Origin of the sequence: Microcystis sp. M049S2, from assembly GCF_020245625.1 — a bacterium.
GTDB classification, from domain to species: Bacteria; Cyanobacteriota; Cyanobacteriia; order Cyanobacteriales; family Microcystaceae; genus Microcystis; species Microcystis ichthyoblabe_A.
The window spans coordinates 1-14,298 of record NZ_JADBUN010000112.1 but is presented as its reverse complement, the minus strand read 5'-3'; the positions used below and the strand labels follow the sequence as shown (position 1 = coordinate 14,298).

16 protein-coding genes are annotated in these 14,298 nt (G+C 43.6%); 13 read left to right on the top strand and 3 right to left on the bottom strand.

From position 1 onward, the window contains the following. Nucleotides 1-100: 100 nt before the first annotated feature. Nucleotides 101-277: a hypothetical protein gene (locus tag IM496_RS09455; protein ID WP_194015286.1), complete on the bottom strand. Its 177-nt coding sequence runs from the start codon at nucleotides 275-277 to the stop codon at nucleotides 101-103. Here IM496_RS09455 and IM496_RS09450 point away from each other — a divergent pair. The 3 genes from IM496_RS09450 to IM496_RS09440 all read left to right on the top strand — a co-directional run bounded on the left by IM496_RS09450 (nucleotide 261) and on the right by IM496_RS09440 (nucleotide 3,075). Further along, complete coding sequence (locus IM496_RS09450; RefSeq protein WP_228009587.1) at nucleotides 261-428, top strand: sulfate transporter; 168 nt, start codon at nucleotides 261-263, stop codon at nucleotides 426-428. The genes IM496_RS09455 and IM496_RS09450 overlap by 17 nt on opposite strands. Before the next feature lie 543 nt (nucleotides 429-971). Beyond that, the gene (locus tag IM496_RS09445) at nucleotides 972-2,366 is read left to right on the top strand and encodes a DUF2252 domain-containing protein (protein ID WP_287661806.1); all 1,395 of its coding nucleotides are present in this window, start codon (nucleotides 972-974) and stop codon (nucleotides 2,364-2,366) included. A gap of 325 nt (nucleotides 2,367-2,691) precedes the next feature. Continuing rightward, nucleotides 2,692-3,075 (top strand): DUF4346 domain-containing protein, encoded by a 384-nt coding sequence (locus IM496_RS09440; RefSeq protein ID WP_002747361.1) that lies wholly within the window; start codon nucleotides 2,692-2,694, stop codon nucleotides 3,073-3,075. Nucleotides 3,076-3,202: 127 nt separating this feature from the next. Here IM496_RS09440 and IM496_RS09435 read toward each other — a convergent pair whose 3' ends face one another. Beyond that, nucleotides 3,203-4,066 carry a branched-chain amino acid ABC transporter permease gene (locus IM496_RS09435; RefSeq protein ID WP_287661805.1) on the bottom strand — a complete coding sequence of 288 codons (864 nt, stop codon included), beginning with the start codon at nucleotides 4,064-4,066 and terminating at the stop codon, nucleotides 3,203-3,205. Between the two features lie 270 nt (nucleotides 4,067-4,336). On the opposite strand from IM496_RS09435, the gene IM496_RS09430 reads away from it, so the two are divergent. Both IM496_RS09430 and IM496_RS09425 read left to right on the top strand, forming a co-directional pair. Further along, complete coding sequence (locus IM496_RS09430) at nucleotides 4,337-4,846, top strand: pentapeptide repeat-containing protein (protein WP_104396853.1); 510 nt, start codon at nucleotides 4,337-4,339, stop codon at nucleotides 4,844-4,846. Next, a complete protein-coding gene (locus tag IM496_RS09425) occupies nucleotides 4,843-5,970 on the top strand; it encodes a 5-(carboxyamino)imidazole ribonucleotide synthase (protein WP_287661804.1) in 1,128 nt (375 codons plus the stop codon). The genes IM496_RS09430 and IM496_RS09425 overlap by 4 nt, the downstream gene beginning before the upstream one ends. Before the next feature lie 114 nt (nucleotides 5,971-6,084). On the opposite strand, the gene IM496_RS09420 is transcribed toward IM496_RS09425, so the two are convergent. After that, entirely contained in the window at nucleotides 6,085-7,023 is a 939-nt protein-coding gene (locus IM496_RS09420) for an SGNH/GDSL hydrolase family protein (protein WP_287661803.1), read from the bottom strand. An 82-nt stretch (nucleotides 7,024-7,105) separates the two neighbouring features. Here IM496_RS09420 and IM496_RS09415 point away from each other — a divergent pair, with 82 nt between their 5' ends. From IM496_RS09415 to IM496_RS09380, 8 genes are all read left to right on the top strand, one after another. Continuing rightward, on the top strand, nucleotides 7,106-7,240 hold the full coding sequence (locus IM496_RS09415; RefSeq protein ID WP_002736350.1) for a hypothetical protein: 135 nt from the start codon (nucleotides 7,106-7,108) through the stop codon (nucleotides 7,238-7,240). A 379-nt stretch (nucleotides 7,241-7,619) separates the two neighbouring features. Continuing rightward, complete coding sequence (locus tag IM496_RS09410) at nucleotides 7,620-9,611, top strand: DICT sensory domain-containing protein (RefSeq protein WP_194015276.1); 1,992 nt, start codon at nucleotides 7,620-7,622, stop codon at nucleotides 9,609-9,611. A 162-nt stretch (nucleotides 9,612-9,773) separates the two neighbouring features. Beyond that, nucleotides 9,774-10,979, top strand: coding sequence for an argininosuccinate synthase (locus IM496_RS09405; RefSeq protein ID WP_194015274.1), 1,206 nt, complete (start codon nucleotides 9,774-9,776; stop codon nucleotides 10,977-10,979). A gap of 291 nt (nucleotides 10,980-11,270) precedes the next feature. Next, nucleotides 11,271-11,687 carry a XisH family protein gene (locus tag IM496_RS09400; RefSeq protein WP_194014333.1) on the top strand — a complete coding sequence of 139 codons (417 nt, stop codon included), beginning with the start codon at nucleotides 11,271-11,273 and terminating at the stop codon, nucleotides 11,685-11,687. Further along, nucleotides 11,675-12,016: a XisI protein gene (locus IM496_RS09395; RefSeq protein WP_194014334.1), complete on the top strand. Its 342-nt coding sequence runs from the start codon at nucleotides 11,675-11,677 to the stop codon at nucleotides 12,014-12,016. Before IM496_RS09400 ends, IM496_RS09395 begins: the two co-directional genes overlap by 13 nt. 148 nt (nucleotides 12,017-12,164) lie before the next feature. Beyond that, nucleotides 12,165-12,551, top strand: coding sequence for a hypothetical protein (locus IM496_RS09390; RefSeq protein WP_045359286.1), 387 nt, complete (start codon nucleotides 12,165-12,167; stop codon nucleotides 12,549-12,551). 472 nt (nucleotides 12,552-13,023) lie between these two features. Continuing rightward, nucleotides 13,024-13,716, top strand: coding sequence for a PEP-CTERM sorting domain-containing protein (locus IM496_RS09385; protein ID WP_194014336.1), 693 nt, complete (start codon nucleotides 13,024-13,026; stop codon nucleotides 13,714-13,716). 96 nt (nucleotides 13,717-13,812) lie between these two features. Next, complete coding sequence (locus tag IM496_RS09380) at nucleotides 13,813-14,028, top strand: hypothetical protein (RefSeq protein WP_002760368.1); 216 nt, start codon at nucleotides 13,813-13,815, stop codon at nucleotides 14,026-14,028. Nucleotides 14,029-14,298: the final 270 nt, after the last annotated feature.

Here is a 14,298-nt window from a genome sequence, read left to right as displayed (position 1 = left end):
TCCCATCACCCTAGGCGCGTTACAAGTCAAAGTAGATGAATTGTTTAAGAAGTTAACCCCCCCCAGAGGGTTGCTTCTCTAACAGAATTTCCCCTAATCCTTACTGAATACAATTTAATTTGGTTTCACTAATATCTTGGCGAATAAATTTCTCGGTTCTAGAAAAAACTGGGTTAAACCAGCGAAAAATTATTCCTACCGGCAGTTGAGCGGGTGGCGAGATTTTCGGGACATTTTCGATGACAGGAGAAGATATGACGATGGTTACTTTCGCCATGGCACGGGTGAAGCAAGATTTAGATCAGCAATTAAAAAAAGGATATCTATCCGAGACGATCTCAATCGAACGTATTTATCCAACCCTAGAGAAAGCGATCGAGGCGTTTCATCATCGTAACTCACCCCAATCATCCGAGCCTCAATATTGACACTTTCACCGCTCATTCCTAGACAATCTAGGGGTAAATTCTCGGTTGACAGACTTAAACTAATACTACCAAATCATTACCCAAAAAAATAAACAGAAAACTTCCTACAGAACTGGGACAAGGGGAAAATTTTCACCTTTAACCCGGAATAGTTCCCCCTTTTCCCGACAAAAGAGTGAGATTTTAGCCCCTAGCCGAAGGCTGACCATTAGATAAAATTTTGTTAAGATTATCCCGCCAGCAATTTTTGAGCAAGATATAATCGGAACAGTAGAGCTGCCATTGGGCTAAAAGTTAAGCAAATTTAAGAGATAGCCATTTCAGAAAAAATCTATCATCGATGAGATTGATCTTCCCCAGATAAGAAACGAGTGAAGATTAATTGTTGAACCGAGCATCAGAAGCTATCTCTAAAGGGGGAAATGTTAGAAAGTTATCCCAGAAGGGGAACCATCACTATTGACTTATCTATTTCCTATTGCTTGTATTCATTTAGTCATCTAACAGCAAGGGATGTAATCTCATTCAGGGGAAAAAGTCGCTATGAACCACCAAATAGAAACCCCGATCCGCTCACCTTCTCAAGCTCGATTCCGTTCACGGGAAGAACGCATCCAGATCGGTAAATCCCTGCGGGAGCGATTGCCGCGTTCTAGCCACGCTATCTGGCAACCCCCCGCAGCTGGTCGAGAGCCGATCGAAATCATCGAAGCATCAAATCGGGGGCGATTACAGGAATTGATTCCCATCCGCTACGGACGAATGTTGCGGAGTCCCTTTACCTTCCTGCGCGGTTCCGCTGCCTTGATGGCCTACGATCTGGCCACCACTCCCAAAACGGACATTATCGTGCAGGCCTGCGGGGATTGCCACCTGTTGAACTTCGGATTTTTTGGCACCCCCGAACGCAATTTAGTCTTCGATATTAACGATTTCGACGAAACCCTGCCCGCACCTTGGGAATGGGATCTCAAGCGTCTGGTGGTCAGCTTTGTCATCGCCGGCAGGGATAGCGATCTATCTGATCGAGAATCGAAGGCAGCGGCGATCGATTGCGCTCGTTCCTATCGGGAACACCTGCGGGAATATTCTCGCCTCAGTCCCTTAGAGGTGTGGTACACGCGCATAGGAGCAGAACAGGCGATCGAGATGGCTCCCGACGAAAAGACACGCAAGATACGGGAACAGATGATGACAAAGGCCCGCGAGCGCATCATCGAACATCTCTACCCCAAGATCGTCACCCAAAGCGGGGGGCGCAATCGCTTTGTCGATCAGCCGCCTATTCTCTACCATGTCAACGAACCGGATTGGGAGACTCTCGTGCGCGAGGGTCTGGAAGATTATCGCCAATCCCTGCCGGAGGAACGCCGGGTCCTGTTCGATCGCTACCAGTTAGAGGACTTTGCCCTGAAAGTGGTGGGCATTGGCAGTGTCGGCACCAGATGTTATATCGCCCTATTGTTCTCGGAAGATAACCATCCCCTCATCCTACAAGTTAAGGAGGCTTGCCCTTCGGTTCTCGAACCCTATACCGCCAAGAGCCAGTATGAAAATCAGGGACAACGGGTAGTTACAGGCCAGAGATTGATGCAATCCTCTAGCGACATATTTTTAGGCTGGACCCGGGGAAGAGGGGGCAACAACTTCTATTTACGGCAACTGCGGGATATGAAGTTTTCTCTACCCATTGAAGGAGTATCGGCCGTCCAACTGCAACGCTACGCCGAGTTCTGTGGCTGGACCTTGGCCCGCGCCCACGCCAAATCTGGAGACGCGGCCACCATTAGCGGTTATTTGGGGAAAGGAGATCAGTTCGATCTAGCCCTGGGCGAATTTGCGATCGCTTATGCCGATCAGACAGAACGAGATCACGCCGCTTTGGTAGATGCAGTCAAAACAGGACGGGTCGAGGCTTTGGTGGAAGAAAATTTATAGGGTTAAGCTCTCAGCTATCAGTCTGTTATTTTTCGACCTGAGATTAGGGGCGCGAGCTTTGCGCCCCCACATGGCAGCTGGTATGATACCAAATCCGTTTTTAATAGTCCGATTAACTCTGAAGTTATGGATTTTTTCTCCCTGCTCCGGCCCTCCCCACTCTCCTATACTTTTTAAACAGGATTTAGTATTATTGCTCAGTAGGTCAGATTTGTTAACAGAAAATAAGGCTTATATCTACAAAATGCTCTAGAAAAAGGATGATGGTATGTGATATAATTTGCTCTTGCTTTCATCTACATATTTAAGTTATTTTGTCAAGAAAATGAGCGAATTAAAATCCCAAATCACGGCTATTGATCATCAACTTTCCAAACGCCCGATCGCTCTCGATCCCGCAGGATATTTTATTATTTATCTCGACCGAGAAGCAGGGTTAATCTGTGCCAAACATTACAGCAATATTATCAACGAAAAAGGTTTAGCCGTCGATCCAGAAACGGGAAAAGTTATCGGTGTTAGGCAAAAACTTGATCGCAATCCTGAGACTATTTACACCGCCAGGACTGCCAAAGAATTAGCCGTCAAAGTGATCGAAGAAACCCAACCTTGTCCGATTACTATGTTCGATCATGCTGCTTATTTAGGTCGAGAATTCACCCGCGCTGAATACGCTTTAATCACCGGGGAAGAATATATTCAGGATTAAAGATTGGGCTTTTCAGTGTTGCCAAAGGCACGGCGTAGCCGTCCAGTAAACAGTAAACAGGGATAAAGATGAAGATAAATAACTTAAAACTTACATCTGATAACTGATAACTGATAACTGATAACTGTTAAACCGTGCCTTTAAATAAACCTTGGGGACGGAATAATAACAGCAAGATCATAATTAATAAAGCCACGGCTAATTTATAATCAGAACCAATTAAGGGAACACTAATTTCTTGAGCAACACCAATAATTAAAGCCCCAGCAATCGCTCCGTAGGGATTACCAATACCACCCAAAATAACGGCCGCAAACATTGGTAAGATTAAAAACCAGCCCATGTTGGGACGCACTCCCCCGGTAATTAACCCGAACATCCCTCCGGCTAAAGCAGTTAAAACTCCCGTGATTATCCATGTCCAGAAAACAACCCATTCGACGTTAATTCCAGTTACTCTAGCTAAATCGTTGCTGTCAGCTACGGCACGCATTGCCTTGCCGATCTTAGTTTTTTGTAATAAAAAATGGAGGGCAATAATAACTATAATTGCCAAACCAATGACTAACAAGCGATCAAAAGCTACTTTAATCCCCAAAATTTCTGTAGCGGTCATCACAGGCAGATCGTAGCGTTGATTACTGCCGCCCCAGATCATTAAAATACCATTGCGAAGAAATAAAGCCAAACCGATCGAAATAATAATTAAAGTGGTAGAATCAGCCCGTCGATCGCGCATGGGTTTCCATAATAATCTCTCGGCAATGAGCATGGCAATAGCTGTCACCGCTGCCCCCACCGGCATCGCTAACCAGAGATTAACTCCTTGAGCATTTACCAGCCAAGTTATGTAAGCACCCAAAGTCATAAAATCGCCGTGGGCAAAATTAGACAGACGCAAAATGCCACAGGTAAGGGTTAAACCGACAGCAGCCAGAGCAATAATACTGCCGACGGCTAAACCATTGAATAAAAGTTGCGGTGTATCCATCAAACCTCTTGTATAAATCAAAAATTGTCCTTAGAAATAGGAGTCAGGAGAGAGAAAAGTAATTAACTTTTGTCTTTTACCTTATTTAGCTGAAAGCTGAGGGCCTGTGGCTTAAATATTTTTGTTTAGACCCAATTGCATGGCAGTATAAGCTTAGACAGCTATTATAAAGGTTTGTGTGCCAGCAATTTCTGGCGGCCGGCGAAAAGCTGACGGCGGATGACTTACTGCTATAAAATCAAGAATGCCCACTGATGGAATTTGCCGCCAATGAAGACTATCTTTCGATTAGCGATCGCTTTTTTTGCCTCACTATTTATCCTATCTCCTGTCAATGCCTTAGCTGCCAGTTCTGCTGCTGTCACAGGAGCTAATGCCAGTTATGAAAACCAGAATCTGACAGGAAAGGATTTTTCGGGACAAAATTTGCAATCTGCCCAATTTACTAACGTTAATCTGCAAGATTCTAACTTTAGCTCTGCCGATTTGCGCGGGGCAGTGTTTAACGGAGCCTCTATCATCGAAGGCAACTTTCATGGAGCGGACTTAACCAATGGGTTAGCCTATCTGAGTACCTTTAAAAATTCCGATTTAAGCGATGCCATTTTTGCCGAGGCAATTATGCTGCGCACCATTTTCGAGGGAGTAAATATCAACGGTGCTGATTTTAGTTTTGCCGTGCTTGACGCTCAACAAATCAAAAATCTCTGTGAAAGAGCCGAGGGTGTCAACTCAAAAACCGGCGTCTCTACCCCGGAATCTTTAGGATGTGATCAATGATGCAAACCCGGGTTGGTGTTATTGGTGGTGGACAATTAGCATGGATGATGGCACAGGAAGCCAAGAAATTAGGCATTTCTCTGATTGTACAAACACCACACCCCGACGATCCCGCCGTTGCTCTAGCTGACGGGGTTGTCTTCGCGGAAATAGCTGACGCGGAAGGCACAAAAAAACTAGCTCAACATTGTGATCTGATCACTTTTGAAAATGAGTTTGTTAATTTAGATGCCCTAGAAGAATTAGCGGCCACAGGAGTGCAATTCTATCCTAGTTTGGCAAATCTGCGCCCCCTATTGGATAAATACGAGCAAAGATGTTATTTGCGCTCCCTAGGGTTGCCTGTGCCTGATTTTTGGGCGATAGATAATTTGTCCCAATTAGAAAATTATCCTTTTCCGCTAGTGCTGAAAGCGCGACGACACGGTTATGATGGTCAAGGAACCTTTATTATCCGCACTCCTGAAGAATTAAACGCCAAAAAGCCGCAATTAGAGCGTCTTGACTTGATGTTAGAAGCTTATATTCCCTACGAGCGCGAATTAGCCATCGTTGCCGCTAGGGGATTAACTGGGGAAATCGTCACCTATCCCGTGGTGGAAACCTATCAAGAGGAGCAAGTCTGTCACTGGGTAATCGCTCCCGCCGCTCTTAACCAATCTTTACAGGCTCAAACCGAACCTATCGCCCATCATCTGTTAAGTAGTTTGTCGACGGTGGGTGTTTTCGGGATCGAGTTATTTGTCACTCCCCAGGGAGAGGTATTGATTAATGAAATCGCTCCCCGTACCCATAATTCGGGTCACTACAGCCTCTCTGCCTGTCTTACCTCCCAATTTGCCCTACAACTGCAAGCAGTGGCTAATTTGCCCCTCGGAGCCACGGACTTAAAATCTGCCGGGGCAGTTATGGTGAATCTATTGGGTTTTGAGGATAGTGACGGTGATTATGCCGAAAAAAGAGCAGTTTTAGCGGCAATCCCCGGCGCTCACCTTTTTTGGTATGGTAAAAAATCCCGTCCCGGTCGAAAATTAGGCCATGTCACCCTCTTAAGGGATACAAGCGATCGCTCTGAGTTATTGGCCTTAGCAAAACAGATAGAAAAGCTTTGGTATGGTTGTTAGGGAATTATGAATTATGAATTATGAATTATGAATTGGGGAGTGGGGCGTATTTTCAGTAAACAGTAAACAGTAAACAGTGAACTGATAACTGATAACTGATTCAGTAAACCCTAATTAAAAGACTTTTTTGATTGCCTCGGTCAGTTTTTGACTGATTAAATCGTTACCGTCTCGGCTGAGATGAATATTATCGATATAGAGGGAATCAGGATTAGGATGAGCTTGAAAAATGGGCAGAAAATCTAGATAAAAAATCTGCTGGTTGCTGGTGAAATCCGCTAGTCTTTGACGGGCTTTTAATTCATAATCTCGTCCCTGTTTTTGAGCTTCGCGAATGAGGGGAGTAATAGCGATAATTAAACGGGCTTGATTAGCCTGAGCAAGGGCTTGAATTTGGGCAAGAGCGGTTAAATTATTACCCACTCGATCGCCCCCTTCTTGCACCGGTGGTAGGCCAGGATAACGCTTAAAATATCGATCGTACAACTCGATTAAAGCTAAAGCTGGCCGGCGAGCGGGATAATTAATTTCTCGTCCCACCACCGCCGAACTAGGAGCTAAAGCGAACAGATCATCGGTGTTCATTAATAACACAATCACCTGAGATTCAAAGGTGCCGAAACGTCGCAGATAGGCCAATTGATTGCGCGGTCCCCAAGAATTAGCCGAAGCATTGAGAACTTGCACCGAATCCGTCAGATTCTGTCCTAAATTTTTGGTGATTAAAGCAGAAATGGTCTCTTTTTGATCTGTCCACCAGGAGCCATTAGCGATCGAATCACCGATTAACATGATTCTCGTCGTCTCTGGAGGCCGTTGGGGTGTAATCGGATCGCTCCGCATCGAATACTGATTAACGGCGATAAAATTGGAAAACCGGCGCGTTTGTTGATTAGGAGCCAAAAGATAGCCAATTTCGGCATCGGCTTCGTAAATAAGCGGATTACCGAACCCGAAGACAATTCTTAAAATAGCCTCAAGGAGAAGGCCAAGGGCGAAAAGAACGCCTAGAATGATTAAAGACAGCCGAATGATACCAATTTCTAATAACACGGATAGATGAGAGTTAGCTAATTTATGATCCTAAAGTGTCTCATACTTTCCACATCCATCTCATGAAAAGGAGTTAAGGGCAATGTCAGACTTAAATCGTGGCATTATGAAATTCGAGGGAGCCGATAAACCGGCAGTAGTGGCGATATCGTCCATTATCGTTATCGGTAGTATTATTGCTCTGATTCTTTGGGCAATGAAAGTCGCCTACATCTAGTTAGGGTTTGCGGCAAAAAGTTTCTCGTGGTGGCAGGGTGTGGGGTTTAGGGTGTAGGGTTGTACCCCTTTTCATCTGATAAATTACCTAATTTTCAGGGAAAAAGTCCCTAAATTTTTCCCTCGATCCCTACCAATGGCTGGCACTTTTTGATTTCCCAAAAGTCTAAAAGTCTTAACCAACAAGGTTTTTAGATTTATTCAGCAACCTCTAGTTAACTAGATTAATTTCGCTCACTTTTGGCATCACTCGGTTTAAATTTCTGGCCATCACGATCTCACCTCTTGTCCCCTTGAGCCTGTAGGATAGGGTCAAGGGAGAAATTGCTAGTTCCCTCTATTGCGCTTGCTAGTCACACTCGACTCGAAACAGATCATCGATGAGCAGATCAACTTCTGTTTTAACAGAACTGTTGCAGTTACTCCCCAAATGGCGATCGCAGATGTACTTCAAAGCATCCCTGACCGCGCTATCCCACGCCATGGAGGATCAGGTTTTAGCGGAAGACGATCAACCGTTAGTGATTGCCAGTTTTCAGCGTGAGCGCTTTTATCGTCAAGAAGCCCATCGCTATCGACGCATTGCCCACAAAAGCGGGCAAGTTTATGTTTTGTCCGCCCCAGAAACCGATTTTAAGCATAGTTCCGACGTTTACGAGACGATCGCTTTTCAACCGGATGACAGTTTAGCCCAAGAATGGCATCTAGTGGTTATCGGTCGCCATTATGCTAGTTGTTTGATCTGTCGGGAACGAACCCATCTGGTAGCCGAAGGGGAAAATAGGGCAGCTATGGATAATAATCGCCGTTTTGAGGGGATTTGGACGAGTGATCGCCATGTGAGTCAACAGGCCGCCCAAATTCTTTTAAATCATATTCTCGATTATCGTCCCGAACTGGCGGACAAAATTAGGCGCGCTCAAGAAGAATACCTGATCTGTGAACTGACGGACAGGGATCATCAAGAGGAACCGGATCCCTTTGTCCAGCGATTGGTCACTTATTTGCAAGCGGGACAGTATAAACTGCTGAAAGCCAATCGTTCCCTGGCATCGAAAGAACACAAAGAAAGACTGATCAACTCGGTGACAGCGGCGATCCGTCGTTCCCTCGATCCGGAAGATATCCTCCAGGTGGCAGTGCGGAAATTGGGGGAGGGATTGGGGGTCTGTCGCTGCGTGGTCTATCGTTGTAAGGAAGCCGACATTAACGCCACCATCGAACACGAATTTTTAAACTCTGGCATTAGTTCCATCAAAGGACAAAAATGGCCCCTGAAAAATAATCCTCTTTTTCAGGAAGCGCTGGAATTGAGAGAATCCCTGAAAATTGAAGACGCTATTCACGATCCCCGTCTCCCCGGCGATTCCATTCAAAATCTGGTGCGGGAATGTTCCATCTATTCTTGGTTATTAGTACCGATTTTTTACCAAAGTCGTCTCTTGGGAATGTTGGAACTGCATCACTGTGGACCCTATACCACCACTTGGAAAAGCGAGGATGTCGCTCTTGTGGACGCGGTGGCCACTCAAATCGGAGTCGCCCTCATTCAAGCAGAAGCCTACGCTAATTTACAGGATTTAAATGAACAATTAGCCGCCCTCGATCGCACTCGTTCTAATTTAGTCGCCATTACCGGCCACGAATTACGCACCCCCCTGTCCACCATTCAAGTCTGTCTAGAAAGTTTGGCCTCGGAACCGGATATGCCGGCGGAAATGCGCCAAATTATGCTTGATACTGCCCTGAAAGATGCGGAACGAATGCGTAAATTAATCCAAGATTTTTTAACTCTTTCCAGGTTAGAAAGTGGCCGGGTTAATTGGAATCCTGAAGCTTTATCCTTATCGGAATGTGTGGAATTAGCTATCAGTCATGTTCACGCCCGCAATCTCGACAACGAAAACCCAAAAATTAGCAATCTTGTCCCCCCTAATCTGCCCTTTGTTTTAGCCGATGGCGAGTGGTTAGTGGAATTACTCTCCAAACTTCTCGATAATGCCTGTAAGTTTACTGGACGGGAGGGAAATGTCTCGATCGAAGTCGCTTTGGGAAAACCAAAAACTCTAGAAGTAACCATTTCTGACACCGGACGCGGCATCGAACCCAATCTTTTAGAACAGGTTTTTGATCGCTTTTACCAAGAGGAGGGGGCCCTGCGACGCAGTGCCGGGGGAACCGGTTTAGGACTGGCTATCTGTCGTCAGATCGTCAATGGTTGGGGCGGCGAAATTTGGGCAGAATCGAGGGGCAAAAATAACGGCAGTCAGTTTCATTTTACTATTCCAATATTTAAAGATAAAACTAACGATAATCCCCAAAATACCGCTCCGAAAAAATCTTCCCGTCGTCCTGCTAGTAAACGGAAATAGCGGCTGGTTGCCCGTTTAGTTTTGGCTCTCTACTCGTGACTTCCTATTCCTTTTCTTCATCAAAAACTAAACAAAAAAGCATTAAAAAAGAAGCATCCAATCCCCAGGATATATAATAAACTTAAAAGAGTAATCAATTAGTCGTTTTTAGGTGAAAAAATTATGGGACGTGCCAAGAGAGTGGTTTTAGCTTATTCCGGAGGAGTCGATACTTCCGTCTGTATTCCCTATCTCAAACAGGAATGGGGAGTAGAAGAAGTGATTACCCTAGCCGCCGATTTAGGACAGGGAGACGAATTAGGACCAATTCAAGAAAAGGCCCTGCGCTGCGGAGCGATCGAATCCTTAGTGGTCAATGCTCAAGAAGAATTCGTCAAAGAATACGCTTTTCCCTCAATTCAAGCTAATGCTCTCTACGAAAATCGTTATCCCCTTTCTACCGCCCTGGCTCGTCCTTTAATTGCTAAATTATTAGTAGAGGCCGCCGAGAAATACGGGGCCGATGCCGTCGCTCACGGTTGCACCGGCAAAGGTAACGATCAAGTGCGTTTTGATGTGGGCATTATGGCCCTTAATCCTAGTTTAAAAGTTCTCGCTCCCGCCAGGGAATGGGGCATGAGTCGGGAAGAAACCATCGCCTACGGGGAAAAATTCGGGATCGAGTCTCCCGTGAAAAAATCCTCGCCTTTTAGTATCGATCGTAACCTGTTGGGGCGCAGTATTGAAGCCGGTCCCTTGGAAGATCCGATGACGGAACCCCCGGAAGAAATCTATCTCATGACCAAAGCGATCGCCGATACTCCCAACGAGCCGGAATACGTCGATATTGGTTTTAATCAGGGAATTCCCGTCAGTTTAAACGGAGAAAATCTCGATCCTGTCACGCTCATTAGTCAATTAAATGACCTAGTGGGTAAACACGGTGTTGGTCGTTTAGATATGATCGAAAACCGGGTAGTGGGAATTAAATCCCGAGAAATTTACGAGGCCCCGGCTTTATTAGTTTTAATTGACGCTCACCGGGACTTAGAAAGTTTGACTTTAACTGGAGATGTTACCCAATATAAACGGGGAATTGAAGAGACCTACGGACAGTTAATTTATAAAGGATTGTGGTACAGTCCCTTAAAGGAAGCGATCGATGCTTTTATCCTCAAAACCCAAGAACAGGTAACGGGATCGGTGCGAGTCAAACTGTTTAAAGGTAACGCTAAAGTGGTCGGTCGTCAGTCAGTCAATTCTATCTATTCTCCCGATTTAGCTACCTACGGAGCCGAGGATCAATTTGATCATAAAGCTGCCGAAGGTTTCATCTATGTTTGGGGATTACCCAGCAAAGTTTGGGCTGAAAAAACTAGAGGGAAGTAATCAACAATTCTCCCCTAAGTAAGTGGGTTTTAATTCAGATCCTCCCAGCGATCAACACCCCCCTTATCAAGGGGGGAAGGGGGGATCAGTACCCTTATCAAGGGGGGAAGGGGGGATCAGTACCCTTATCAAGGGGGGAAGGGGGGATCAGCACCCTTATTAAGGGGGGAATCAACAAAAATTAAATTTGAACCAGACTCGATAACTGATTTAAATTTGATCACCGATTTTATCAGACTTAGGATTGTTAATAAAATTAAATATAACTAATGAAATTACTTTTTTAGAACCATGCCAGCAAAAGATATTTACCATGAAGCCGTGAAAAATGCCTTAATTAAAGACGGTTGGAGTATTTTAGCTGATCCTTATAAAATTAAATATAAAGATGCTGAATTATTTGCTGATTTAGCAGCAGAAAAACCTTTGGCTGCTGAAAGAAATGGACGTAAAATTGTTGTGGAAATCAAAAGCTTTTTAAGTCCCTCACCTATGAGAGATTTTGAAATAGCTTTAGGACAATATATTTTATATCGAAATTTAATCAGTCTTACCGAACCAGAATATCAAATTTATCTAGCCATTAAAGACAGCATTTATGAAAATTTTTTCCAACGAGAATCAATTCAGGATGTTGTGAAAATAAATCAATTACTTTTGCTGGTTGTTGAGATGGAAAAGGAGAAAATTTTACAATGGATAGACTAGAAAAATATCGCAATGCCATTAAAAAAGTATTAACAGAATATCACGAATGGGTTTCTGGTTCTGCTAATTTAGATCAAGAAAGTTGTCTGGTTTTTGACGATATACATGATCAGTATTTTTGGCTTTTTATGGGTTGGGAAGGCAAGAAAAAAATCAGGAATATTCAAGTCCATATTAGGATTAAAAATGAGAAGATTTATATTGAGGAGGATTGGACTGAGGAAGGTATCGCTACGGAATTATTAAGGGAGGGTATTTCTAAAGAAGATATAGTTTTAGCTTTTTACGATCTGGAAACTCGTAAGTTAACTGGGTTTGCTGTGAGTTAAGTTATCGGTAAATCTTGCCTGGAAATCTGAGGTTGATAAAAGAAGCTTAAAGGATCTATTTTGTTACTTTTGAACCAGTTTATCCTATGGGTAACAAGAATTTGAGCTATAATCATAATATCTCTATAACCCCACATAAAAAAGGCTTATGGCCATTTCAATTACTTTAACCCTACCTGATGAGATTTTTAATCTAGCTCAATCCTTAGCCCATTCAATTAACCGTGATCTTAATGATATATTAGTAGAAGCGATCGCTTTTTCTATTAGTCCCAATTATCAAGGCGAAAAAATCTCATCCCTAAATTCATTATCAGATGAAGAAATTATCAAATTAACTCAATTACAAATGGCATCAGAACAGGATCAAAGATTAAGCGAGTTGCTCAATCAACAACAAGAGAGGGATTTATCAACCTTTGAAAATAGGGAACTTTGGTCATTGATGCAAATTTATCAAATAAACTTGTTAAAGAAGTCTCAAGGATTAAATGAAGCGGTTAAAAGAGGATTAATTTCACCATTAGAAGCATGAATCCTGGCCCTATTCCCGACTATATTAAAGATAAAATTCGCCAACAAGCTAATACTAAATCTGGTTATTAAAAACTGATTATTTATTCCCCCTTTTGCATGAGGTTCTCTCCTTTATAAGTAGCCTATACTCAACGGATTTAGTATAATTGCTGATTGTCGGTATTCCTGCAAATGTGAGATGCACCAGGTCAATTTATTGCGGGGGAACCTAGGAGCGAAGGTGATCATTTCGGTCAAAGAAACTAAGTAGAGGTAGAACCTCGCTTATCTGCATTCCAAGCTATAACCTTGCAACCAGTCAAAAATATTTATATAACCCATAACTATCTTAAATATAAAAATCAATAAAAAATTATGATTAAATAACCCTTGACTTCCCCCCCCCTTGTGATAGCTTCTGTTGCATGATATTGGCGCAAAACTAGCGTTAGATATGACCATAATTCTGTCCTATTACTGTCATCAAATCCATGAAAAAATTACTGACAATTTTAACCCCCTTGACTCTGATGGGATTAACTGGGGTTGCTCCTGCTCAAGCGGCAATAGTAGCTGGTTGGAATCAATTTACCGCTTCTGGGGCATCCTATCCCAAAGCGGCGGATAATGTAGGTGCGAATATAACCAGCACTGGGTTAAACACCGCCGGGATAGCTCGGCTGCCCTTTAGTCCTTTCCAGCTAGGTGGTGATAATGGTGGGTGGAATACAAGTGGCACTGTTAATACCAGCCAATACGTCGAATTTGCCGTACAACCGGGTGCAGGTTTTCAAGTCGATTTTACTAACTTACAACTCAATGCGCGGCAGGATCAAAAGCGGATAGATTTAGTCTTGCGCTCTAGTGTTGATGGGTTCACCAATAATTTAGGGACACAAGTTAGACTAACAAATAGCTTTAATACCTACAGCTTTGACCTAAGCAGTTTAGCACCCCAAACCGGCCCGGTGCAGTTCCGTCTCTATGGACTGAGTGCTAGTGAACCTAATGTCATCTTCTATGGTACAAACTCTGCTAATGTTGCCGGGGGTGGGTTTGTGGCTCTTAATGGGGATATTACTCCTACTGGTGGCGGTGCTGTATCAACCCCGGAACCTAGTGGTATAGTGAGTTTAATCGCTGTTGGTGCGTTGGGTGCCGCTTCCCTTCGTCGTCGGGGATAAATTATCCTTGGCAGGGGCAACTACAGAGGAGTTGTCCCGATATCTTGATATAATCGGGAGTGATAGGTCAATTATCTTTTCTGAATAGGGGCAAATATGCAGATAAAAGACATGACTCCCCAAGAGTTACAAAGTTTAATCCGTAATACAGTAGATGATACTCTAGATGAATACTTTGGTGATCCAGATGAGGGAAAACAAGTTAAGGAATCTTTTAAAGAAAAGTTATTAGAAATCCAACAAAAAAGACTACAAGGAAGAGCGACTATTCCTGCAGCTGAGGTGGATAAAAGATATGGGATAGAACCTTAAATGAGCTATTCTGTTACTTTTGAACCAGAGTCGATAACTGATTTAGATTTGATCACAGATTTTAAGTAGCTGGTTATAATTAAATTAAAAATGGATTTTAGGTTCGATCCCCCCTGCCCCCCTTGATAAGGCTGTCCTTTAGTCACATCTTTCTTAACATTTCAAACCTTTGTGGCACAAGGCTTTCAAGACTCGGTTAACAATTTGTAATATTCCTTGTTGACACCCTTACTGACAAAGAAAAAACTGAAATCAAGTCAGGATAAGGGT